This is a genomic window from Streptomyces sp. NPDC014656 (genome assembly GCF_043084305.1).
Classification (GTDB): Bacteria; Actinomycetota; Actinomycetes; order Streptomycetales; family Streptomycetaceae; genus Streptomyces.
Genome location: NZ_JBIBZN010000001.1, coordinates 693,876 through 716,878, shown reverse-complemented (window position 1 = coordinate 716,878; position 23,003 = coordinate 693,876). Strand labels below are relative to the sequence as shown.

Annotated in this window: 8 protein-coding genes; 4 read left to right on the top strand and 4 right to left on the bottom strand. The window is 73.8% G+C overall.

The window, feature by feature from the left end:
- Positions 1 to 9: 9 nt before the first annotated feature.
- The gene (locus tag ACF1ED_RS03170) at positions 10 to 369 is read right to left on the bottom strand and encodes a GNAT family N-acetyltransferase (RefSeq protein ID WP_391756643.1); all 360 of its coding nucleotides are present in this window, start codon (positions 367 to 369) and stop codon (positions 10 to 12) included.
- 17 nt (positions 370 to 386) lie between these two features.
- Positions 387 to 812: an aspartate 1-decarboxylase gene (gene panD, locus ACF1ED_RS03165; protein ID WP_351109463.1), complete on the bottom strand. Its 426-nt coding sequence runs from the start codon at positions 810 to 812 to the stop codon at positions 387 to 389.
- Between the two features lie 589 nt (positions 813 to 1,401).
- Here panD and ACF1ED_RS03160 point away from each other — a divergent pair.
- Together ACF1ED_RS03160 and ACF1ED_RS03155 are read left to right on the top strand one after the other, a co-directional pair.
- The gene (locus ACF1ED_RS03160; protein WP_391756642.1) at positions 1,402 to 3,990 is read left to right on the top strand and encodes a S8 family serine peptidase; all 2,589 of its coding nucleotides are present in this window, start codon (positions 1,402 to 1,404) and stop codon (positions 3,988 to 3,990) included.
- A complete protein-coding gene (locus ACF1ED_RS03155; RefSeq protein ID WP_391756641.1) occupies positions 3,990 to 6,956 on the top strand; it encodes a hypothetical protein in 2,967 nt (988 codons plus the stop codon). The genes ACF1ED_RS03160 and ACF1ED_RS03155 overlap by 1 nt, the downstream gene beginning before the upstream one ends.
- 73 nt (positions 6,957 to 7,029) lie before the next feature.
- Here ACF1ED_RS03155 and ACF1ED_RS03150 read toward each other — a convergent pair whose 3' ends face one another.
- Entirely contained in the window at positions 7,030 to 11,274 is a 4,245-nt protein-coding gene (locus tag ACF1ED_RS03150) for a S8 family serine peptidase (RefSeq protein ID WP_391756640.1), read from the bottom strand.
- A gap of 474 nt (positions 11,275 to 11,748) precedes the next feature.
- Between ACF1ED_RS03150 and ACF1ED_RS03145 the strand changes: the two genes are divergently transcribed.
- Together ACF1ED_RS03145 and ACF1ED_RS03140 are read left to right on the top strand one after the other, a co-directional pair.
- Entirely contained in the window at positions 11,749 to 15,324 is a 3,576-nt protein-coding gene (locus tag ACF1ED_RS03145) for a S8 family serine peptidase (protein WP_391756639.1), read from the top strand.
- 61 nt (positions 15,325 to 15,385) lie between these two features.
- On the top strand, positions 15,386 to 19,009 hold the full coding sequence (locus ACF1ED_RS03140; protein WP_391756638.1) for a S8 family serine peptidase: 3,624 nt from the start codon (positions 15,386 to 15,388) through the stop codon (positions 19,007 to 19,009).
- Between the two features lie 71 nt (positions 19,010 to 19,080).
- Here ACF1ED_RS03140 and ACF1ED_RS03135 read toward each other — a convergent pair whose 3' ends face one another.
- Positions 19,081 to 22,818 (bottom strand): S8 family serine peptidase, encoded by a 3,738-nt coding sequence (locus ACF1ED_RS03135; protein ID WP_391756637.1) that lies wholly within the window; start codon positions 22,816 to 22,818, stop codon positions 19,081 to 19,083.
- Positions 22,819 to 23,003 lie beyond the last annotated feature (185 nt).

Sequence of the window (23,003 nt, the reverse complement as noted above, 5' to 3'; positions counted from 1 at the left end):
GGAGGCGCTTCACCACAGCCCGGGGGTGGCCGCCAGCTGCCTCTCGGCGGCGCGGACCACCTCGGCGGAGGCCCTCGGGGCCTGGGCCGGGTGCCGCTCGGCCCACTTGGCGGCGTACGGGCAGAGCGGCACGACGGGGACGCCCTCGCGTGCGGCGATCGCGTAGAGCTCGCGGACGAGCGCGCCGGCGATCCCCCGCCCCTCGTGGGCGGCCTCGACGACCGTGTGGACGGCGACGAGGGCGTGCGGCTCCTCGTCGAGGGCGAAGTGGACGATCACGCCGGCGAAGACGTCGTCGACGTACGCCTCCAGCCGCCCCTTCTCCCGCACGTCACGGATGACCGGCTCGACCGCCCGCTGCTCCGCCACGTCGTACGCTCCTTCGGTCAGACGGCCGCCGGCACCGCGTGCGGCGGCCGCACCGTGTCACTGCCGGGCACGGGCGCCGAGGCGTCGGCACCCAGCTCCACGATGCGGTTCGCACCGTCGACGTGCACGACGCGCGGCACGTGGGCGCGGGCCTCGGCGTCGTCCATCTGGGCGTAACTGATGAGGATGACCAGGTCGCCGGGGTGCACCAGGTGCGCGGCGGCACCGTTGATCCCGATGACCCCGGAACCCCGCTCACCCTCGATGACGTAGGTCTCCAGGCGGGCGCCGTTGGTGATGTCGACGATGTGGACGAGCTCGCCGGGCAGCAGATCGGCGGCGTCCAGCAGATCGGCGTCGACGGTGACGGACCCGACGTAGTGGAGGTCCGCCTGGGTGACGGTGGCCCGGTGGATCTTGGACTTGAACAGAGTACGCAGCACTTGGGACTCCTTCGAGACGGCTCCCTGCCTGCTTTGTGCAGGTCAAGGGCGGTCTCGACTGTACACCGGCACACGCCGGACGATGTTGGTGAGGAACATCGCCCTGGCCGGGTGATACGTACCCTCACCTGGGTTTTCGCGTCGTCACCGACGGCTGTTAAGGGAATTCTCCGGGGACACCGACGACTCATGCTGACCGCATGCTGACTTTCCTGATGTTCCGTCACACATGCGGGAGACCGCGGGCCTGGGCTGAAGGTCTCGCAGCGCGGGTCGGCGGCCGGGGGGGCAAAGGAACGGGCGAGCGGAGGACCGCGGCAGCGGTCGGAGCCGGGCCCCGTGACTCCCGCGGGTCGGCGTCGGCGCCTGAGCGTTCATCGGCGGCGGCCCTGGAGGGCGGTGGCAAGCCGCTCGGGACACTGGTGCCGTCGGCGAGAGTGCGGGATCACCAGCCGCGCAGGCGTGGTCAGGATCGCAGTAATGCCTGAGTAACGCCCCTCCTTCTAGCGTGTGGCACCGTCCGGTCCGTGTCCGTGAGAACCCCCTGGACTGCCGGGCGTCCCCTCCCCCGAAGGAGCGAGTCCCCCTGATGAATGTCCCCCGCACGCCCCGGCTCCGGGGCACCGCATGGGCGGCGGTCACCCTTGCCGCTGTGCTCGGCGGTTCGGCCGCCGTGCTCCCCCAGTCCGCCGCCGCTTCCCCCGCCTCCTCCGCCTCCCCCGGCCAGGCCCGCGTCGACGCCGCCGTGCTCGACGCCGTCTCCGCCGGCCAGGAGTCCCGGTTCTTCGTCGTCCTCAAGGACCAGGCCGACCTCTCCACCGCGAAGCGCGCGAAGGGCCACGGCGCCCGGGCGAAGACCGCCTTCGAGGCCCTCCGGACGGAGGCGGCGGACAGCCAGAAGCCGCTGCGCGCGTTCCTGGACCGCAAGAAGGTCGGGTACGAGTCGTACTGGATCGCCAACACCCTGCTGGTGACCACCGACGACAAGGCCGTCGTCGAGGAGCTGGCCGGCCGCGCGGACGTGGCGAGCATCGTCGAGGAGCGGACGTACCGCCTCGACGGCGTCGAGGCCGCCTCCCAGGACACCGCCGCCGCCTCCGCGACCGCCGACGAGGCCGCCGGTGACGTCACCCCGGAGTGGGGCGTCGCCGACATCCGGGCCGACCAGGTCTGGGACCAGTACGGCGACCGCGGCGAGGGCGTCGTCATCGCCAACATCGACTCGGGCGTGCAGTACGACCACCCGGCGCTCGTCGGCAACTACCGCGGCAACCTGGGCGACGGCGCCTTCAGCCACGACTACAACTGGTACGACCCGACCGGCCAGTGCGGCACCGGCGGCACCCCCTGCGACAACAACGGCCACGGCACCCACACCATGGGCACCATGGTCGCCTCCGGCGGGGCCGGCGTCGCGCCCGGCGCCACCTGGATCGCCGCCAAGGGCTGCGAGTCCAAGTCCTGCTCCGACGCCTCGCTGCTCGCCGCCGGGCAGTGGATCCTCGCGCCGACGGACCGCAACGGGCAGAACCCGCGCCCGGACCTGGCGCCGAACATTGTCAACAACTCCTGGGGCGGCGGTGACACCACCTTCTACCAGGACATCGTCGAGGCGTGGAACTCCGCCGGCATCTTCGAGGCCTTCGCCGCCGGCAACGACGGCGACGGCACGACCTGCTCCACCGCCAACGCGCCCGGCTCCCAGGCCCCCGCGTACGGCGTCGGCGCCTACGACGCCACCGGGAAGATCGCCTCCTTCTCCGGCTTCGGCCCGTCCCTGGTCGACGGCTCGGCGAAGCCGAACATCTCCGCACCGGGCGTCAACATCCGCTCCACCTGGCCGGGTTCGACGTACAACACCATCAACGGCACGTCGATGGCCACGCCGCACGTCGCGGGCGCCGTCGCCCTGCTGTGGTCCGAGGCCCCCTCGCTGGTCGGTGACATCGACGCCACCCGCGCGCTGCTGAACGGCGCCGCCCGCGACGTCGACGACACCCACTGCGGCGGCACCGCCGGGATGAACAACGTCTGGGGCGAGGGCAAGCTCGACATCCTCGGCGCCGTCGACGCCGCCCCGCACACCGCCGCCGTCGTCACCGGCCGCGTCACCGACGGGGCCACCGGCGCCCCGCTCGGCGACATCGCCGTCAAGGCGACCGGCGACGCGGCCACCCGCACCGTCACCACCAGGGCCGACGGCACGTACCGGCTGACCCTGCCCGCCGGAGACTACGCCCTCACCCTCGGCGGCTACGGCTACGCCACCGCGGGCCAGACCGGGTTCGAGGTCACCACCGGCGGCGACACCACCAAGGACTTCACGCTCGACGCCGTCCCGCACCACGCCCTCACCGGCACCGTCCTGGACGTCACCGGCAAGCCGCTCCCCGGCGCCACCGTGAAGGTCGCGGGGACGCCCGTCGCCGCCGTCACCACCGACGCCTCCGGACGCTTCACCGTCCCGGACGTCGCCGAAGGCGCCTTCACCCTCACCGCCGCCCCCGCCGCCCCGGTCCGCTGCAACGGCCCCGCCGCCCAGCCGCTCACCGTCGACGGGGACGAGACCGCCACCGTCCGCCTGCCGAACCGCACCGACGCGGGCGGCACGTACAGCTGCGCCCCGGTCGCCTCCTCCTGGATCGCGGGCAGCACCAAGGTCGCCCTCACCGGCGACGAGGACGCCACCACCGTGTCCCTGCCCTTCCCGGTGCGCCACTACGGCACCGCCTACACCCGCGCGTCCGTCACCACCAACGGCCTGGTCAACTTCCTCGCACCGCGCCTGGGCGACTACGCCAACACCGCCCTGCCCAGCACCACCCAGCCGCACGGCGTCGTCGCCGCCTTCTGGGACGACCTGGTCCTGGACAAGAAGTCCAGCGTCCAGACCGCCACCACCGGCACCCCCGGCGCCCGCCGCTTCGCCGTCGTCTGGAACAACGCGGCCTTCGTCGCCGCCCCCTCGGTCCGGATCTCCTTCGAGGCCGTCTTCGACGAGGCGACCGGCGCCGTCACCCTCCAGTACAAGGGCATCGGCTCGAACCCGCTCCAGCAGGGCGCGTCGGCCACCACCGGCATCGAGAACCAGGCCGGCACCGACGGCCTGGGCCACTCCTTCGACTCCCCCGTCCTCAGCGACGCCACCGCAATCCGCTTCACCCCGAAGGGCGCGTGATGAGCAGCATCAACCGACGGGGCCTGCGCCTCGCCTCCGCCCTGGCCGCCGCCGGACTGGCCCTCAGCGCCGTCCCGGCCGCCGCCCAGGCCGACGACAACGGGCTCCTGACCCTCACCGACACCCAGGCCCAGACGCTCGCGGGCCGCTTCCAGCCCGACGTGTACGGCGACGGCACCACAGGGGTCGCCGGGGTCGACGCGCTCGACACCGCCCGGGCCGCGCAGCAGGCCGCCGAAACCGCCGAGAACACGGGAACAGCGTCCGAGACGGACACGGCCACCGCCGATGCCGGAACCACTGCTGTCGGCGCGGTGAAGATGACGAACCGTTCGGCCGTCGAAGGCGTCCAGGGCGCCGCCCGGACGATCGCGGTCGGCGGCGCGGCCGGCGACTACTTCACCGTCCACGCGCTGGGCGTCGTCCAGCGCATGAGCGCCGACGGCAGGCAGCTGTGGAAGCGGGACTCGGGCTCGCTGCACACCGACTGGCAGGTCACCCCGACCCCCCGTGCGACGAAGGAGCCGTACCCCGCGGCGATCGTCATGGGCTTCAACGCCGTCAGCCCCTTCGACGCGTCCTCCGACGACGGCTACGCGACCGGCGACCTGACCGGCGACGGCGTCGACGACATCGTCTTCACCGCCAAGGTCGGCGTGCAGCCCTACCGGCCGTTCACCTCGCCCGGCTCGACCCTGCCCAACGGCACCTTCGTCACCGTGCTCGACGGCTCCACCGGCAAGACCCTCTGGTCGAAGCTGTACGCCGGCGCGTACAACATCAAGCTGGTCGGCAAGACCCTCGTGGTCGCCGACTCGGCGTACTACAACCTCAACTCCCCGGCCGGCTCGAAGACCACGCTCAACGGCATCCGCTTCTCCTACGCCGACGGGCGGCTCACGCCCGCCGACACCTGGACGTACGACGCGGGCACGTACACCGGCGTCTCCTGGGGGTCCCTGGAACCGATCGGCGACGGCCTCGTCGCCGCCTCCTGGAACCAGTCCATGCAGTACGCCCCCGACCGCACGCCCAGCGGCCACACCCTCGTCATCGACACCGCCGACGGCAGCCTCCGCTGGGAGAAGTCCGGCCGGAACTACGTCCGCCAGCTGCGCCTCGACCCCGCCCGGGACCGGATCGTCGCCCTGGAGCAGTCGGACTACAACGAGGGCATGAGGTACGAGCTCGCCTCGTACGACCCCGCCGACGGCGCCCGCGCCACCCTGACCACCCGCGTCAACGCCGTGGCCACGGCGCTGGAGATCGGCGACATCCAGGGTGATGCCAGGCCGGAGTACGCGGTCGCCGAGGCCACGGTCTCCAGCTCGGGCCCGTTCGTCGACTCCAGCAGCATCCGGGCCCTGAACGGCGACGACGCCTCCCTGCTGTGGGCGCGCACGGTCAAGCCGTCCGAGAGCAGTGGCGCCGGGGCGGACACCCCGTGGCAGCTCCAGGCCGTCGACGGCAGGATCGTCGCCTCGTACCTGGACGACCAGGACGCCGACACCGCCGCCAACCGCGGCGGGGCCCACTACGCCCGCCTCGCGGTCCTCGCGGGCAAGAACGGCGCGGTGAAGTGGGAGAAGCGCGGGATCGTCGGCTCCCAGATCGGCGCGCAGGCGTACGCGAAGGGCGGCGGCTGGCGGCTGCGGACCGTCGACACCCACCAGAACATCCACGTCTACAACCTCGCCAACGGCAAGGAGGAGAGCCTCACGCCGATGCAGGGGCCGGTCTCCTCGGGCGTCGCCCTCGACCTCACCGGCGACAGGAAGCAGGACGTCGTCGTCGGCGGCGTCTCCAACGGCCTGTTCGCCTACGACGGCCCCTCCATGGTCGCCGGAACGCCGAAGCCGCTGTGGACGGCCACCCTGCCGGGCCAGGTGAACCAGATCGTCAAGGCCGACACCACCGGCGACGGCCGCGCCGAACTCGTCGTCGCCGCCGACACCGCGGCCGCGATCGTGGACGCCGCCACGGGCAAGGTGCTCACCGTCATCGACGGCGGAGGCGAGTACGTCCGCAACGTCGTCGCCTCCGACCTCGACGGCGACGGCGCCGCCGAGGTGGCCGTGGCCACCGACAAGGTCCGCGCCTACGAGGGCACCGGCGCCCTCAAGTGGGAGTGGGCCGCCCCCGCGGAGATCGGCACCCCGGCCTTCGCCGACCTGTCGGCCTCCGAGGGCAAGGTCTACGCCCAGTACCAGACCCGGGGGCTCAACCCCGGCAACACGGCCGGCGTCCCCGTGGGCGGGGTCGCGCTCGACGGCACGGACGGCTCGGTCACCTGGTCGTTCACCCAGAAGGCACCCGCCACCGGCACCACCGGCGCCGTCCTCGGCATCCCGCTGCGCGCCGGCACGTTCGCCGGCCCCGGCATCCCCTACGCCGACGGCCACGCGGTGGTCTTCACCTACGTGGTCCGCGGGGACGCCACCCAGCTCCCGCCCAACCAGCTGGCCAACATGGTCCAGATCCGCGACAGCCGCACCGGCGAGGTGCTGCACGAGTCCAAGGCGGGCGGCTACGCCACCCTCTCCAACTGGTACACCGCCCCCGAGGGCCTGATCGGCACCAGCCTCGTCGCCCTGCGGACCTACTCGGGCGACCCGGCCGCCTACCAGCAGGTCCTCACCATCGGCGAGATCCGCAGCAGCGCCCTCGTCACGGGCCCCGACGGCCGGCGCCTCGTCGTCGCCGGCGGCGAGACCTTCTCGTCGGTCTACGACGCATCGCTCCTCGCCTCGGGCGCCCGCTACCCGGCCTCCGCGGCCTCCTACGACGCCCTGGGCGCCCGCGAGTTCCTCACCGCCGACCTCGAAGGCGACGGCCGCGAGGAGGTCGTCCTGCTGAACTGGGACGGCTACGGCGCGGACCGCAGCGCCGAGCTCGTCGGAAACTCGGTAAGCGGCTCGTACACCGCGATCCGCTCGATGATCACCCTGACCATCGACAAGGCCTGACCCCGCGGAACCCCTTGACGGAGGCCGTCCCCGGCGCGCGAACGCGCCGGGGACGGCCTCCGTGCGTTCTCAGTCAGTCGGGAAGCTTCGCCGTGACGATCCTCACCGAGCCACCCGCCGTCAGGTCGTACGCGTAGAAGGCGACCTCGCCGCGGTCGTTGACGCCTATGCCCTCGGTCGGCACCCAGTGGGTGCGGTCGACCATGGCGCGCAGGTCGTACAGGCGGCCCTGCGGGTCCCAGACGACCGCGGTCGTCGCGTCCGGTTCGAGTTCCGCCGTGCCGGCGATCCAGCCCGCCGCGTTCACGGAGAACGCGTCCGCGTCGAAGCCGAAGTCGGGCAGCCGGGTCATGGCGCCGCCGGGCCTCTGGACGAACGCGTCGTGTCCGCTGCTGCCGACGACGGTGCCGGTGGCGCTGATGTCGCGGGCGGTGCTGTCGGCCATCCCCGGCAGCGTGCCGAGGTCGTGGACGGTGCCGTCCGCGTCCCAGCGCACGGCGTGGCGCCTGCCCTCCTTGGACGAGTGGCCGACGACCGTGCCCGCCTCGTCGATGGCCAGCGGCTCGGTGAGCCGGCGGTCGGCCGTCAGGTGTGCCAGGCGGGTGAAGCCGCCGTCCCGGGTCCAGCGGAACGGGTCGTTGACCGAGAGCCTGATGCCCGTGGCGGGGTCGGTGACCAGTCCGGAGGCGTTGCCGATCACGGTCCCGGAGTCGTTGACCGCGAAGGCCCGGTCGTAGGTGTACTGCTCCCAGTCCGGCAGCGGCAGCACGGCGAGCGCGCCGTTCGCGTCCCAGAGGGCTCCACGGGTGCCGCCGGGCAGGGTCAGCTGCCCCACGGTCAGGCCGGAGACCGGGCTGGTGCCCAGGGCGTAGCCACTGGTCGAGGCGGCCGGGTCGAGCGCGGTCACGCCGTCCTTCGCGGTCCAGGAGATCGGGCGGGTGCGACCCCCTGACTGCTGCGAGCCGACGACCCGGCCGTTGTCGTCGATGCCGAAGCCGACGGCCGGTCCGAAGGCGGCGGTCACCTCGGCCGTCGGCTGGGTGACGGAGCCGATCAGGACGTCGGTGCTGCCGAGCGTGGTGCCTCGGTCGGTCGCCAGGGAGAAGCGGCCGACGAGCTGCCGACCGGCGGGCGGACGGACGTCCGCGGTGAGTCGGCCCCGCACCGTCAGCGCGGCTCCGGACGCCAGGTCTACGGGCTCCGTGTCATCCACCGTGACCGCTCCGAGGGATTCCGAGAACATGGTGTCCTGGATGTCGAAGGCGGTGCTGCCGGACGGCACGGCCGTGCCGGCGATGTACAGCAGGTAGTAGCCGGGGGCCGGGTCCTTCACGGTGATGCGTTCCTCGGACCCGCCGTTGGTGGAGGAGCCGGCGAGCGTGCCCGACTGGTGGACGAGGAACAGGTCCAGGTCGGCCTTCGGGTCGGAGGGGTTGCCCAGGGCGACCTCGAACCGGGTGGCGTCCCGGGGGACGGTGATCTGCTTGCCGGTGAGCTGCTGGTCCGCGACGGTCGGCCGGGCGTGGGACACCGCGCCGAGCGGGCCTCCGACCGGGCGGGCCTTCACCGGGGCGAAGGCGTTCACGGCGGTGAAGGTGCGCTCCACCGGAGTGTGCAGCGCCGCCTCGTCGATCGTCGCGGACCTGGGGTCGAGCGTGGCGCCCTGCACGGTCGCCGTGAGCCGGAACGGGTTGTCGAGCAGCGGCGAGGTGCGCCGGCTCTCGACCTGGAACTCCCACACGCCGGCCATCGGCGTCTCGAACACGCGGGAGGCCGGGTCGCACTCCTCGACATCCGAATGGTGGGTGTAGCAGCGGCTGGCCGCGGTGTCCTCGGCCGGCTTGCCTTGCGGGTCGACGGCGAGGAAGCGGGTCTGGCTGCCTTCGGCGATCCGGGTGAGGTCGACGCGTATCGCCGCGGCGCTCTGGGGCACGGCGACGAACAGGGACCGGGTGCGGTTGCGGATGACGTCGCCCGCCATGACCGCGGTGTGTCCTGGCGCCTTGGGCCGGTCCGCTGCGACGACGGTGACGAGCACCATCCGGTCGACTCCGGGTGTGCCGAGGTCGTCCACGCGCAGCACGGCGGAGTGGGCACCGGTGTGGCGCGGTGCGGCACGGACGGTGACGGTGGTGGGCTCGCCCTGCTTGAGCCGTACCAGGGCCGGGGCGGTGAAGACGCCGTCGTCGCCCAGCCAGGACAGCCGGGTGACGCCGCTGCCGCCCTCGGTGCGGGTGAGTTCGATGTCGTACGTCTTCGGCCGGCCGGCCTCCTGGCCGCCGTCCTGCTCGGCGCAGCGGTCGTAGACGCCCTCGCCGGTGCCGGGCGTGGTGAGCAGGCCCGAGAGCGCGGCGCAGACCGGTGCCTTCACTCCGTACGCGGCGGGTTCGGGGCCGCGTTCGAGGAGCCGCCACGCCTGCGGGACGGAGATCCGGCCGGCGCCCTGGGCGTAGGCGGGCTCGCCGTCGAGGTAGTCCGCGCTGCTGGTCAGCGCGGTGCGCAGGGCTGCCGGGGTGATGTCCCGGCCGGTCGCGGCGGCGGCGGAGAGCAGCAGTGCCGCGGCGCCCACGGCCTGCGAGGAGGCCATCGAGGTGCCGTTGAACATGGCATAGCCCGGCGGCAGTTCGTACCCGGCCTGCGGGACGGGTGAGCCGGGCAACCAGGTGGGGATGGCGGAAACGGCGGCGCCGGGGGCGACCAGGGTCGGCTTCATGCCGCCGTCCTCGCGCGGGCCGCGCGCGGAGAAGGGGAAGAGGGCCTCGGGGGTCTCGACGCGCGAGCCGTAGTCCGCCCACCAGATGGCCCGGCTGACGGAGGCGCCGACGCTGACGACCCGTCCGGCCACGGACGGGTCGCCGACGGTGTTCATGCCGGGGCCGTCGTTGCCGGCGGAGACGAAGATCTGGACGCCGTACCGGTCGATGAGGCGGTTGTAGAGGACGGAGCGGACGTTCTGGCCGTCGTTGAGCGCGGGGAGACCGCCGACGGACAGGTTGACGACATCGGCGCCCTTGTTCACGACGACGTCGATCATGCCTTCGGCGAGAGCGTAGGAGGTGCAGCCGCCGCGGAAGAGGCAGACGCGTTCGGAGACGATACGGGCGCCGGGGGCGGCGCCGTCCATCCGCCCGCCGAACAGTCCGTGTCCGGCGGTGATGCCCGCGACGTGGGTGCCGTGGGCGCCGGACACGATGCCGACGCTCACGAAGTCGGCGGTCTTCCCGGTGCTCGTGCCGCCACGCGGGGAGAGGTCGACGTCGTCGCGGTGCTCGACGGTGAAGGGCATCGACTCAGCGACCGCGGTGGTCGGGTCGTCGGTGCCGAAGGTCGCCGTCGCGCCGTTCTCGGCGTACGGGGCGACGGTCTCGTCCTCCTCGAAGGAGTGGTCGAGGTCGGTGTCCACCCAGATGGTGTGGTCGCTCTTGCGGTACAGGACCCCGAAGTCGTCGTCGTAGTCGCCGTCGCGGTTGACGTCTCCGGCGAGTTCGCTGCCGTAGGTGGTGCTCTCCCTGAACAGTTGGAACTGGTAGGCGCCTTCGGGGGCGGTCCACTTGACGCCGCCGTTGGTGAAGGACGGGCCGGTGACCTTGAACCGCATCTCCAGCCAGGTCGGGTCGCCGTCGAGAACGGGGTCGGTGGCGGTGACCCAGTCGGCCAGCTTGCGTTCGCCGGTGGTGGTGGTCCGCAGCGCGGGGTGCGCGAGGTCGACCCCGGTGTCGAGGATGCCCACGGTGATGCCGCGGCCGTCCCAGGTCGGGTGCCGGTCGGTGAAGTCCACCGCGCCCGTCTCCGCGGTCGGCAGGTACGGGTTGCCCGCCGGGGTGTTCTTGCCGGGGGCCGGGGCCGTGCCCGTCTCCCCCGCCTTCCTGTCGGCGGCGGTGACGGGTGACGGATCGGGCAGCGTGAAGGTCTCGTCGAGGTCGACGGCCCTGACCGTGTCGAGTCCGGCCAGCTCCTCGACCTTGGCGGTCGGCACGGTGGCGCGGACGTAACCGAGGCGGTCGTCGGCCTTGCCGAGGTGGCCGCCGGCCTTCTCGACCGCGGCGCGCAGCTCCTCGGTGCGGCCCTCGGCGGTGGCGAGCAGGACGGTGACCGTCCCGGTCTTCCTGCTCTCCGCCTCCTGGAGAAGGGTGCGGTCGTGGGTGCCGAGCTTGTCGCGCCCGGTGTCCTTCGGAACGTCGGGGGTGAGCGCGCGGAGCGGGCGCCAGTCGTCGGCCGCCCGCGCGGGCGCGGTCAGGCCCAGGAGAGAGCCCGTCAGCCCGGCGACGAGCGCGGCGGCTGTCAGCCCCCGTACGGCGCGGGGTGGATGGTGTCGCACGTGTCTTCCTTCCAGGAACGCGGTGAGCCGCTCGGGGCGCGGGAGGGCGGTGACGGTCGCGGCCGGTGCGGTCCGGTGCCCCCGGAGCAGGTCCTTTGCAGAGGGGTCTACGGGACGCGGCCATGCGGGCGCAGCGCTCACGGGTGGCGAGTCACCGTCACGTCGCAATGCCGCCACGGACGTCGTGAGGGGATGCCGAGCCTGACCGCCGCCTTAGACGGGTGCCGATGGCGAGCCTCCGCCGTGTCGCCATCTCGCCACCCCCGCACCCACCGCACCGCATGACCGCGATCGCATACTCCTGCGGTGATCTCCCGCTACGGGCAGGGGAGTTCAGCGCAGGACGGCCGTGACGCACCGCCCCGACCCGACCGGTCGGCAGGCCGTCGCACCCGCGGCCGGCGGCACCCGGCACGCCACCGGCCGCTTGTCCGGGCGGGAGATCCCCGCCCTCCGAGGAAAGCGAGTCATGCAGTGAGTCGAAGAACCCCGAGGTGGCGCGGACTGCTCGCCGCCTCTCTCGTGATCGCGACGGGAGCGCCCCTGCTGGGGGCGGGCCCTGTCCTGGCAGCTCCCCCTCCCGCCCCGCGACAGGCGAACACGCTCGCCGCCAAGGCGGACGGGGCGGTGCTCGACGGCCTCGCCAGGCAGGACCGCGTCTCGTTCTGGGTCCGTCTGGACTCGGAGGCCGAAGCCTCCGCAGCCGGGGGACGACGCGCCAAGGCCGACAAGGGCCGCGCGGTGATCGAGGCCAAGACCCGGCACGCCGAACGCACTCAGGCCGGTCTGAAGGCCCTGCTGCGGAAGGAGGGCGCGCGCTTCACCCCGTACTGGATCAGCAACACGGTGAAGGTCACCGGCGACAGGGCGCTCGCCGAGCTGATCGCCGCGCGCGACGAGGTGGCCGCCATCGAGGCCGACGTACCGGTGGACCTGCCCGACCCGCTGCCGGGCACCGAGCAGGCCGCCGTGAACGGCGTCGAGTGGGGTGTCGACGCGATCGGCGCCCCTCGCGTCTGGGACGAGCTGGGCGTACGGGGTGAGGGCGTCGTCGTCGGCAACATCGACACGGGCGTCGAGTACCAGCACCCGGCACTGCTGCGCGCCTACCGCGGCAGCGCGGCGGACGGCACCGTCAGTCACGCCTACAACTGGACCGACCCCACGGCGAGCTGCCAGGGCGACGCACCCTGCGACGACCACGGGCACGGCACGCACACCATGGGCACGATGGTCGGCGACGACGGTGCCGGCAACCGCATCGGCGTGGCGCCGGGCGCGCGGTGGATCGCCGCGAAGGCCTGCACGACCCTCGGCTGCCCGCAGGACGCCCTCCTGGCGGCGGGGCAGTGGATGCTCGCCCCCACCGACTCGCGGGGCCATAACCCGCGGCCGGAACTCGCCCCCGATGTGATCAACAACTCCTGGGGCAACGGCATCATCGACACCTGGTACAAGTCGATGGTCCAGGCGTGGCGGGACGCGGGCATCTTCCCAGCCTTCTCGGGCGGCAACGACGGTCCCGACTGCGCGACCGCCGGATCGCCCGGCGCGTACACCAACGCCTACGCCTCCGGCGCCTTCGACAGCGAGGGGCGGATCGCCGTCTTCTCGTCGCGGGGGGCCGGTGAGGGCGGCGCGGTGAAGCCGGACATCGCCGCTCCCGGCGTGGACGTGCGCTCCTCCGTCCCCGGCGGGGGCTACGCGCTCAACTCCGGTACGTCGATGGCGTCTCCCCACACCGCGGCCGCGGTCGCGCTCCTGTGGTCGGCGTCCCCGGCGCTCCGCGGCGACGTGGCGGCGACGGAGCTGCTCCTCGACCGCACGGCGGCCGACACGGACGACACCTCGTGCGGAGGCACGGCGGCGGACAACAACGTCTGGGGCCAGGGCAGGCTCGACGCGTACGGCGCGGTCGACGGGGCCCCGCGCGGCCCTCTCGGCGCACTGCGGGGCACCGTCACCACCGGCGGAGCGCCGCTGGCGGGCGCCACCGTGGAGCTGACCGGTCCGATGTACGCGACGGCGACCACGCAGGCGGACGGCGCCTACGCGCTGCCGAAGGTGATGGTCGGCGACTACACGGTCACCGTCTCGCGGTTCGGCTACGTCACGGAGCGGACGACCGCCACGGTCACCGAGGGCGGGGCGGCCGTCCGCGACGTCGCGCTCACACTTGCCCCGCTCGGCACCCTCACCGGCACCGTCCGCACGGCGGGCGGCCCCGAGCCCGGCGCGAAGATCGCCGTGGCCGGCTCCCCCGTCGTCACCACGAGCGGGGCAGACGGCTCGTACTCGCTCGAACTCCCCGCCGGAGAGCATCAGCTGACGATCACTCCGACATCGCGGTGCACCACGGTCGGAGCGCTCACCGTCGAGGTCGCGGAGGGCACGCACAGCCGTGATCTCGCGCTGCCCGGCCGGAGCGACAAGTTCGGCACGACCTGCCGGGTCGTGCGTGGGGCCGCCTTCCCCACCGGCGAGACCCGGCTGAACCTGACCAGTCCGTACTCCGGTTCCGCCACCATCAAGCTTCCCTTCCCGGTGGCGCTGTACGGCCGGACCTACCGTGAGGTGCGGCCGAACATCGAGGGCTTCCTCGCCTTCGGGCCGACGACCAACCTCGCGGCCAACCGGTCGCTCCCCCACACCGGCGTCCCGAACGGCTCGCTCTACCCCTTCTGGGACGACCTCCAGCTCGCCACCACCACCGGCGGCATCCACTGGTCGACGCGCGGTACGGCCCCGCACCGCGAGGTCGTCGTGGAGTGGCGGGACCTGGTGCCGAGCGCGGCCCGCACGCAGAAGCTCGACTTCGCCGTGGTGATCGGCGAGGACGGCACGTACTCCTACCACTACAAGGAACTGACCGGCGGGGCCCACGCGCTCGGCCTCGGCGCCACCATCGCCGCCGAGAACGGCGACGGCACCGACGCCCTCCAGTTCTCGTACAACGAGGCATCCCTCTCCGAGGGCATGAGCATCGCCTTCCGGCCCGAGCGCAGCGCGTCCGTCTCCGGCACCGTGACGGACGCCAACGACGGCAAGCCGGTCGGCGGAGCCGCTGTGACCGTGACTCGCGCGGGCGAGCCCGTCGCCACGGGCACGACCGCGAGTGACGGCGCGTACCTGGTACAGGTGCCCGTGACGGCCGGGGCGGAGCCCTACGAGGTCACCGTGTCCGCATCCCACTACACGACCGGCGTCCGGACCGTCGCGCTGGCGTCCGGGACCGTGTCCCGGGGGGCCACCTCCCTGGAAACCGGCCTGGTCACGGTGACTCCCGCCGCCGTGCCGGTCCTCACCGTGCTGCCCGGCGGGACCGGGGAGCGGAGCATCGCCGTCCGCAACTCCGGCTCCGGCACCGACTATTCGGTCACGGCCGAGGCCGGCGTGTCCTGGGTGCGCGCCACCCCGGCCTCGGGACACCTGGACAAGGGTGGCGAGGCCGCTGTCACGCTCGTGTTCGACACCGCCGGCGTCACCCCGGGCACGGTGCTCGACGGCGCGGTCCTGGTGGCGTCCGACAGCGGACGCGCACCCGTCATCCGGGTCCCGGTGCGGGTCCTCGTCCCCGCCTACCACCTGGCACTGGACACTGGTGCCGACGCCCAGCCCGCCGACGGCTGGGGCCCCGACCGGGCCTGGGAGTCCGGTGCCTACGGACACGTGGGCAGGACGGGCACCGTGTCGACCGGCAAGGCGGTGTACGGCACGGAGGACCAGGAGGCGCTGCGGACCGCTCGCCAGGGAGCCGTGGAGTACCGGTTCGACGGTCTGCCGGACGGGGTCTACCAGATCGACCTCGGCTTTGCCGAACTCGCCAACAGAGCGGCCGGAGAACGGGTCTTCGACGTCATGGCCGAGGGCGTCGAACGCGTCGCGGCGCTCGACATCGTCGCCGAGACGGGCTCCGTGCGTACCGCGCTGTCCAAGACGTTCACCGTCGAGGTCGCGGACGGCCAGCTGAACCTGCGGTTCGTCGCCCACGCGGGCAAGACGCTGGTGAACGCCGTCCGCGTCACCGAGCGGCCGGACCTGGGCGCCTGATGCCTCCCCGCTACGGATCCGGCGCGTCCGCGCGGCGGAACGCCACACCTAGGAGAAGAAGTTGAGCAGAGGAAGATCGCTGCGGCGGGGCCTGGTCCCCGCCGTGCTGGCCGCCCTCCTGGGCGTGCCCCTGATGGGTGCCGCGCCCCCGTCCGGCCACGACTCCGTCCCGGCGGCGAGCGCGCTGGAGCGCAAGGCGCGGGGCGGGGTGCTCGCCGAGTTCGCGGACGGCGCCAGCACGAGGTTCTGGGTCCAGCTGGCCTCCGAGGCGGACACGTCCGCGCCCCGCGGTCAAGTCTCCGGAAGCGGTACGTCCGCCACCGAACGGCGCGCAGCCAAGACCGCCCGCGGCCGCGCCGTCATCGCGGCCAGGCAGGGCCACGCCGACCGCGCCCAGGCCGGGCTCCGCGCCCTCCTCGACCAGGAGGGGGTGGCCTACCGGTCCTTCTGGATCAGCAACACGATGCTGGTCACCGGCGGCGAGGCGCTCGCCGCGAGGATCGCCGCCCGTGACGAGGTGACGGCGATCCTCGCCGACGACCCGATCGCCGTGCCCGACCCGCTGCCGGCCGTGGAGGAGGCCGCCGTCGACGGCGTCGAGTGGAACGTCGAGCGCGTCGGCGCGCCCAGGGTCTGGGACGAACTGGGCGTGCGCGGCGAGGGAACGGTGGTCGCCGGCATCGACACGGGCGTCGACCACGACCATCCGGCCCTGCTGGGCTCCTACCGGGGCCTGGCCGCCGACGGCACCGTGGACCACGCGTACAACTGGTTCGACCCGACCGGCGTCTGCGCCGAGCGCGGTCCCGAGCCGTGCGACGAGGGCGGCCACGGCACGCACACCATGGGCACGATGGTCGGCGACGACGGCGCCGGCAACCGCATCGGTGTCGCCCCCGGTGCCACGTGGATCGCCGCCAAGGCGTGCAACCCGCAGGAGTGCACCCGCTCCGCGCTGCTGGCGGCGGGCCAGTGGATGCTGGCCCCGACCGATGCCAAGGGCCGCAATCCGCGCCCGGACCTGGCGCCGGACGTGGTGAACAACTCGTGGGGCGGCAACACCCTGGACACCTGGTACCGCGACATGGTCCAGGCGTGGCGGGACGCGGGGATCTTCCCCGCCTTCTCGGGCGGCAACCTCGGACCGGCCTGCGACGTCGCCGGCGCGCCGGGCGCGTACGCGCCCTCGTACGCCACGGGCGCCTTCGACGTCGCGGGCCGCATCGCCCCGTTCTCGTCCCGGGGCCCGGGTGAGAACGGCACGGTCAAGCCGGACATCGCCGCTCCGGGCGTCAACGTCCGCTCCGCCGCGCCCGGTGGCGGATACGTGCCGAACTCCGGTACGTCGATGGCATCGCCGCACACCGCGGCCACCGTGGCCCTGTTGTGGTCGGCGGCCCCGGCGCTGCGCGGCGACGTGGCGGCGACGGAGGCCGTGCTCGGCGGCAGCGCGATCGACGTGGACGCGACGGCCTGCGGCGGGACCGCGCAGAAGAACAACGTCTTCGGCGAGGGCCGGCTCGACGCGTACGCCGCGGTGACGGCCGCGCCCCGCGGCGCGCTCGGCGCCCTCACCGGCACGGTGACCACGGCGGCCGGCACACCGGTGGGCGACGCGACGGTGAGCCTCACCGGCCCTGTGCGGGCCACCGCCCGCACCAGGTCCGACGGCACGTTCACGCTGCCCCGGGTCGTGGCGGGCACCTACCCGGTCACCGTCGTGAAGTTCGGCTACCTGACCGGGAAGAGCGACGTCACGGTCGTCGCGGACCGCACGACGACCACCGACACGGTCCTTGTCCCGGCGCCCACGGGCACGGTGACCGGCACGGTCGGCAGCGTCTCCGGTCCCGAGGCCGACGTGGAGCTGGTCGTCCAGGGCACGCCGGTGCGGACCACGACGGGTGCCGACGGGCGCTACGCGCTCACCCTGCCCACGGGCACGTACGAGGTGACGTTCACGCCCCGGAACAAGTGCGCGGAGACCGAGGCGATCGGCGTCACGGTGGGCACGGGCGGACTCGGCCGGAACGTCAGCCTGTCCGGCCGCGTCGACGGCTTCGGCACCACCTGCCGGCAGAGCGCGGCGCCGTTCCCGAGCGGCGACAGCCGCGTGGACATCACCGGCCCGTACAGCGGCTACGACGTCGTCGACCTGCCGTTCCCGGTCGCGCTCTACGGGCGCACCTACGACAAGGCATGGGTCTCACTGGACGGCGTGCTGATCCTCGGCTACCCGGACTTCGGCGGGGCCAACACCCGGCTGCCGGACAAAACCGGCGCCAACGGCGCCCTGTACCCCTTCTGGGACGACCTGCGGATGGACGAGGCCTCCGGCATCTACACGGCCGTACGCGGCACCGCGCCCCACCGGGAGTTCGTCGTCGAATGGCGCGACATGCAGCTGAGCAAGACCCCGGACCGGCGCGTCGGCTTCGCCGCGGCGATCGGTGAGGACGGCACCTACTCCTTCCACTACCGGGGCGTCGATCCCGGCGGGGTGAACGACGAGCTGGGTGCCGGTGCCACCGTCGGGGCGGAGAACCACGAGGGCACCGACGCCTTCCTGTACTCCTTCAAGGAGGTGTCCCTGCGCGAGGGCATGGCGGTGCGGTTCCGCCCCGAGCGGAGTGCCGTCGTCTCCGGCACGGTCCTCGACGCCAACGACGGCAAGCCGGTGCCGGGCGCGAAGGTCACGGTCACCCGTGACGGGACCACGGTGGCCACGCCCGCGCTGCGGGCCGACGGCTCGTACCTGGCACAGGTGCCGGCCACCGACCCGGCGCCGTACGAGGTGCGTGTCACCGCGCCGAACTACGAGCCGGTCACCGAGACCGCGACGCTCCAGGGCCTCTCCGTCCTGCGGACCGGGACGAGGCTGCGTACGGGCGTGGTCGTGGCCGACCGTACGGAGGGCTGGGCGCTGACGATCCCGGCCGGGGAGACCCGCGAGCGGAGTCTCGTCCTCGCCAACTCCGGTTCCGCGGCCGACTACACGGTACGGGAGAAGGCGGGCGCCCCCTGGCTGACGGCAACGCCGTCGGCCGGACGGATCGACGCGTCGGGGACGCAGCGGGTGACGCTGGCCTTCGACACCGGCCGGGCGACCCCGGGCACGGTCCTGAAGGGCACGCTGGTGGTCGCCTCGGCGAGCGGCCGCGCGCCGGTCACCGAACTGCCGTTGACCGTCGTCGTCCCGGCCTACCGGTCTGCGGTCGACGCGGGCGCGACGAGCGGGCTCGTCGACGGCCAGGGCGACGCATGGACGGCCGACCGTGCCTGGGCCGAGGGCTCGTACGGCTATCTGGGCGAAGACGCGGTCGCCGTCCGCACCAACAAGTCCATCGGGAACACGCAGGAGCAGGAACTGCTCCGGACCGGCCGCCAGGCGGCCACGGGCTACCGCTTCGACGGACTGCCGAACGGGGTGTACCAGGTCGAGCTGGGCTTCGCCGAACTCAGTGGCAAGGCACCCGGGCGGCGGGTGTTCGACGTGCTCGCGGAGGGCGTCGAGAAGCTGTCCAACGTCGACGTCGCCCTGGAGTCCGGGGGCGGCTACCGGGCGTTGGCCAAGTCCTTCACGGTCACGGTCACGGACGGACGGCTCGATCTGACGCTGTCGGCCGTCACCGGCACGCCGCTGGTGAACACGGTCCGCGTCACCCACCGTCCCGACCTGCGGTAGCGACCGCCGGGACGGGATCGGAAGGGGCCACCACCCGCGAGAGCGGGCGGTGGCCCCTTCTCACCGGCCGGTCAGCGCAGCTCGTAGGCGCGGACCATGGTCTGGTCGACCCGGGCGCCCGCGCCGTCGGCGAGGGTGACGCGCAGGTGGACGAAGGCTCCTGCGGGGGCGTCGCCCGGCAGGCTCGCCGTCCAGGTGGCGCCGGACCGGCGCACCTCCGCCGGACGCCAGTCGGTGACCGTGTCGACGGTGCTCTGGGTGCCGTACGCGTACTCCACGCCGACCGAGTCCGGCGTGACGGGCTCCGTGCGCCCGTCGACGACGGCGCTCAGCCCGATCGTCGTGGGCTCCCCCGCGGGGCGGGAGTTGCGCAGGTCCGACGGCAGGTCGACGACCGGCACGAGGAGGCGTTGGGCCCCTTGGTCGGCGGCCTCCGTACGGAAGGTCCAGGAGGTGGCGTACGCGAGGCCCGTCCGGTCGACGGGCGAGACGGTCCGGCGCCAGCTCTGGCGGAACGTCACCTCGGCGGACTCCTGCGGCAGGGTGAAGACGCCGCCGGTGGCCGCCTGCGGCTCGCCGTCGACGAGGAGCTGCCGGGTGCCGTAGTCGGTGCGGGCGAGCGTCGAGTCGTGGCCGCCCGCATCGCCCACCGGCGCGACGACGAAGCCGAGACGGTCGCCGTCGCGGGACATCAGCGGCCGGTCGTAGGTGTTGCGCACCGGGCCGTACGGCGTCTTGTACCAGTCGCCGGTGACGCGGCCGCGCTCGGCCCGGCGCGGGCCGTCATAGGCGGTTCCGCCGTACGGGCCGAGGTCACGGCGCATGAGCGTCGTCCACGTCAGGCCGTCCTCGCCGCTCGGGGTGAAGAACTCCGTGCGCTCCTGCGGGGCGCGCAACGGCAGCGTCGTACCGCCCGCCCACACCGCGGCGAAGCCGGGGACGCCGACCTGGACGTCCGACCAGTACGTCGTGTCCGTCGCGGTCTGCACGTGGTAGCGGGCGTCGGACACGGCGAGGTCGCGGTCGCGGACCCGCTCCGTCCCGGCGCTGATCGCGCCCCGGTCGACGTGCGCCAGGTTGTAGACGTACGGGCTGCGCGCGGTGGCGGTGCCCGACCAGGCCACGGTGACCGGGCCACGCTCGGCCTCCGCCTTGAGCGCGAGGGAGTCGACCCAGGTGACCGTGGACTGCGGGACGCCCTCGGGGCCGGTCAGCTGGTGGCGGCCCGGACTGTCGGGGACGGCGGCGAGGACACCGACGGCGCCGGCCGCCGCCGCGGCCTGGTCCCAGGTGTGGGCGTTGCCGCCGCCGGGGCCGGCGTCCACCAGGGCGATCTTCCCCCGGAGGTCATGGGCGGCGAACCGGTCGGCGGTGCCCTTGCCGATGGCGACGACCTCGGCCGTGCCGCGCCCGTCGAACTCCGTGGACCTCTGGACGGGGAGGGCGTCGAGGGTCCGGCCGCCGGAGCTGGTGAGCCGGGCCCGGGGCGCGGTCAGCCGCGCCGAGGCGAGGAACGTCAGCCGGTCGTCGGCGCGCACGGGCCGGGCGTAGACGTCCTTGACGTAGGAGGGCACGGCGGCGAGGTAGCCGGCCTTGAGCCGCCGCGCGTCGTCGAGGGCCACGGTCAGACCGAGGGCGAAACCGGCGGCCTGGCCGGCCCGCTCGGTGTCCCAGGAGAGCCGCTCCGTTTCGCGGGCGTCGAAGGTGACCGTGGTGTCGCCGGTGACGGTGAGCCGGGGCTCGTACAGCTGGGCGACGGAGGCGACGCTGCCCGCGCCGCCCGGCTCGTCCCGCGTCATGATCAGACCGCTGAGCGAGTACGTGCCGAGCGGTACCCGGATCGTGGTGCTGCCCGCTTCGGGGTGGCCGAGGGTGTACCGGCGCGCCGTGTCGCGATGGTCGTCGAAGAGCTGGAAGGCCGAGGGGGAGACCGCCGGCTCGCCGTGCCGGTCGATCCCCTCGACGGTGAGGTCCGCGGACGGCACCTCCAGGTGCACGCCGAACGGGACGACGAGCCGCACGCCGTCGGGTCCGGTGCCGACGAGGCGTCCGGTGAGCGTGCCGAGGGCGGCGGGGTCCAGGGGGACCGAGGGGTCGATGCGGATCGGGACCTCGGCCGTGCCGTGGGCGGGGACGGTGACCGCGTGCCGGGCGGGCCGGGCGAAGCCCCGCACCCGGGAGCCGTCGTCGCCGCGCACGTCGCGGACGGCGAGCTGGAGGGTGACGTCCTCGTCGGTGCCATTGGTCAGCGTCACGGGTGCGTCGACCGGGTCGAGGCCCGACTGGGGGTAGGAGAAGTCGCCGAGCAGCGGCGCCGGTGCGGCGGTCACCGGCTGTACGACGGCGCGCGCCACGTCCATCGGGCCGGCGCCCTGCTCCAGGACGGGGGCGTCGGTGGTCGCCGACGACGAGGTCAGGAGGGCCTTGAGACCGGCGGGCGTCAGGTCGGGCCGCCGCTGGAGGAGGAGAGCCGCGCCGCCCGCCACGTGCGGGGTGGCCATCGACGTACCGGACATCTCCTGGTACGCGAGGTCACCGCGGCCACCGGCTCGGGCGGCGACGACGCCGACGCCCTGGGAGGCGATGTCGGGCTTGGCGGAGACCCCGTCGGCGGACGGGCCCCGGCTGGAGAAGGAGGCCGTCACGCCCTTGCGGTCGACGGCGCCGACGGTCAGCGCGGCGGGCGCGCAGCCGGGGGTGGAGACCGTGCCCCGCAGCGAGGCGTTGCCCGCCGCTATGACGAACAGGGCCCTGTCGGAGAGGCGCTGGACCGCTTCGACGTCGGGGCCCGCGCAGCGGGTGGCGCCGTCGGCGCCGAGCGACATGGAGACGATCCGCGCGCCCTGGTCGACGGCCCACTCCATGCCGGCGACGATGCCGCTGAGGGTGCCCGAGCCGTCGTCGCCGAGGACCTTCCCGACGAGGAGGTCCGCCCGGGGCGCCATGCCCGCGTAGCGGCCCCGGGAGGCTGCGCCGGTGCCGGCGATCGTGGAGGCGGTGTGGGTTCCGTGGCCCGTGCGGTCCTCGGCGTCGGCGCGCGGCACGAAGACCTCGGTGGCGGCGATCCGGCCCGCGAGGTCGGGGTGGGCGGCGTCGACGCCGGTGTCCAGGACCGCGACCCGGACGCCGCTGCCGTCGAGCCCGGCGCGGTGCGCCGCCTCGGCGCCGGTGAGCGGCACGGTCGGGGTGCCGAGGCTGTCGGCGGCGGTGCCGTGGACCTTGGCGTCGAGCCAGATCCGGCGGACGGCACCGGCGGCGCGGGCGCGGTCGCCGCGGGGTGCCAGGGCGGCCCAGGCGTCGGCGGCGGACTCCTTGTCGACGGCGAGGGCGGCGCCGCCGATGGAATCCAGTGTGTGGGTGACGGTGGTGCCGGGTGTCGTGGCACGGCGGGCGGCGCCGCCGGAGCCGTAGGAGACGACGACGGGAAGGGTGTCGCTGTGCGCGTCGTCGTAGCCGTCGGCGACGAGCCCGCCGATGTCGAAGAGCGCCGGGTCGACGAGTCCGGCGTCGACGAGCGGCTCGACGCCCTGCGGGAAGACGTAGGTGCGGGTGCCGTCCTGCCAGGTGGCGGCGGGGTGGTCGGTGGCGTCGGCGGGGCGCGGGGCGGCGGACAGCACGGTGCCGTCGGCGGCGACCCGGGCGTCGACCACGTCGCCGGTGACGAGGGTGACGGTGACGGTACGACCGCCGGTCTCCGGGCCCAGGGGGGTGGGCGGGTCGGCCGCGTGGGCGGCGGGCGGGACGGCGGCGAGCAGCGCGGCGAGCGCCGGGGCTGCCGCGATCCGCTGCCAGGATCTGCGGGTTCTCACAAATGTCCTTCCGGGTTGGGGGATCGAGGGGCAGCAGCAGCGTGGCCAATCCGTCGTGCCGCCGGGGAACTTCGGGCTGGCGAGAGGCCGTCATGACGCCGACTCGCCACCGCACCCGCCCCCCGGGGCCGATCGCGCGGAGGCGGATGTGACGAGGTCAGGGGTGACTACGGCCGTGCACATGA

Coding starts and splice junctions, on each gene's coding strand:
- ACF1ED_RS03160 (WP_391756642.1), top strand. CDS start 1,402: ATGAATGTCCCCCGCACGCCCCGGCTCCGGGGCACCGCATGGGCGGCG.
- ACF1ED_RS03155 (WP_391756641.1), top strand. CDS start 3,990: ATGAGCAGCATCAACCGACGGGGCCTGCGCCTCGCCTCCGCCCTGGCC.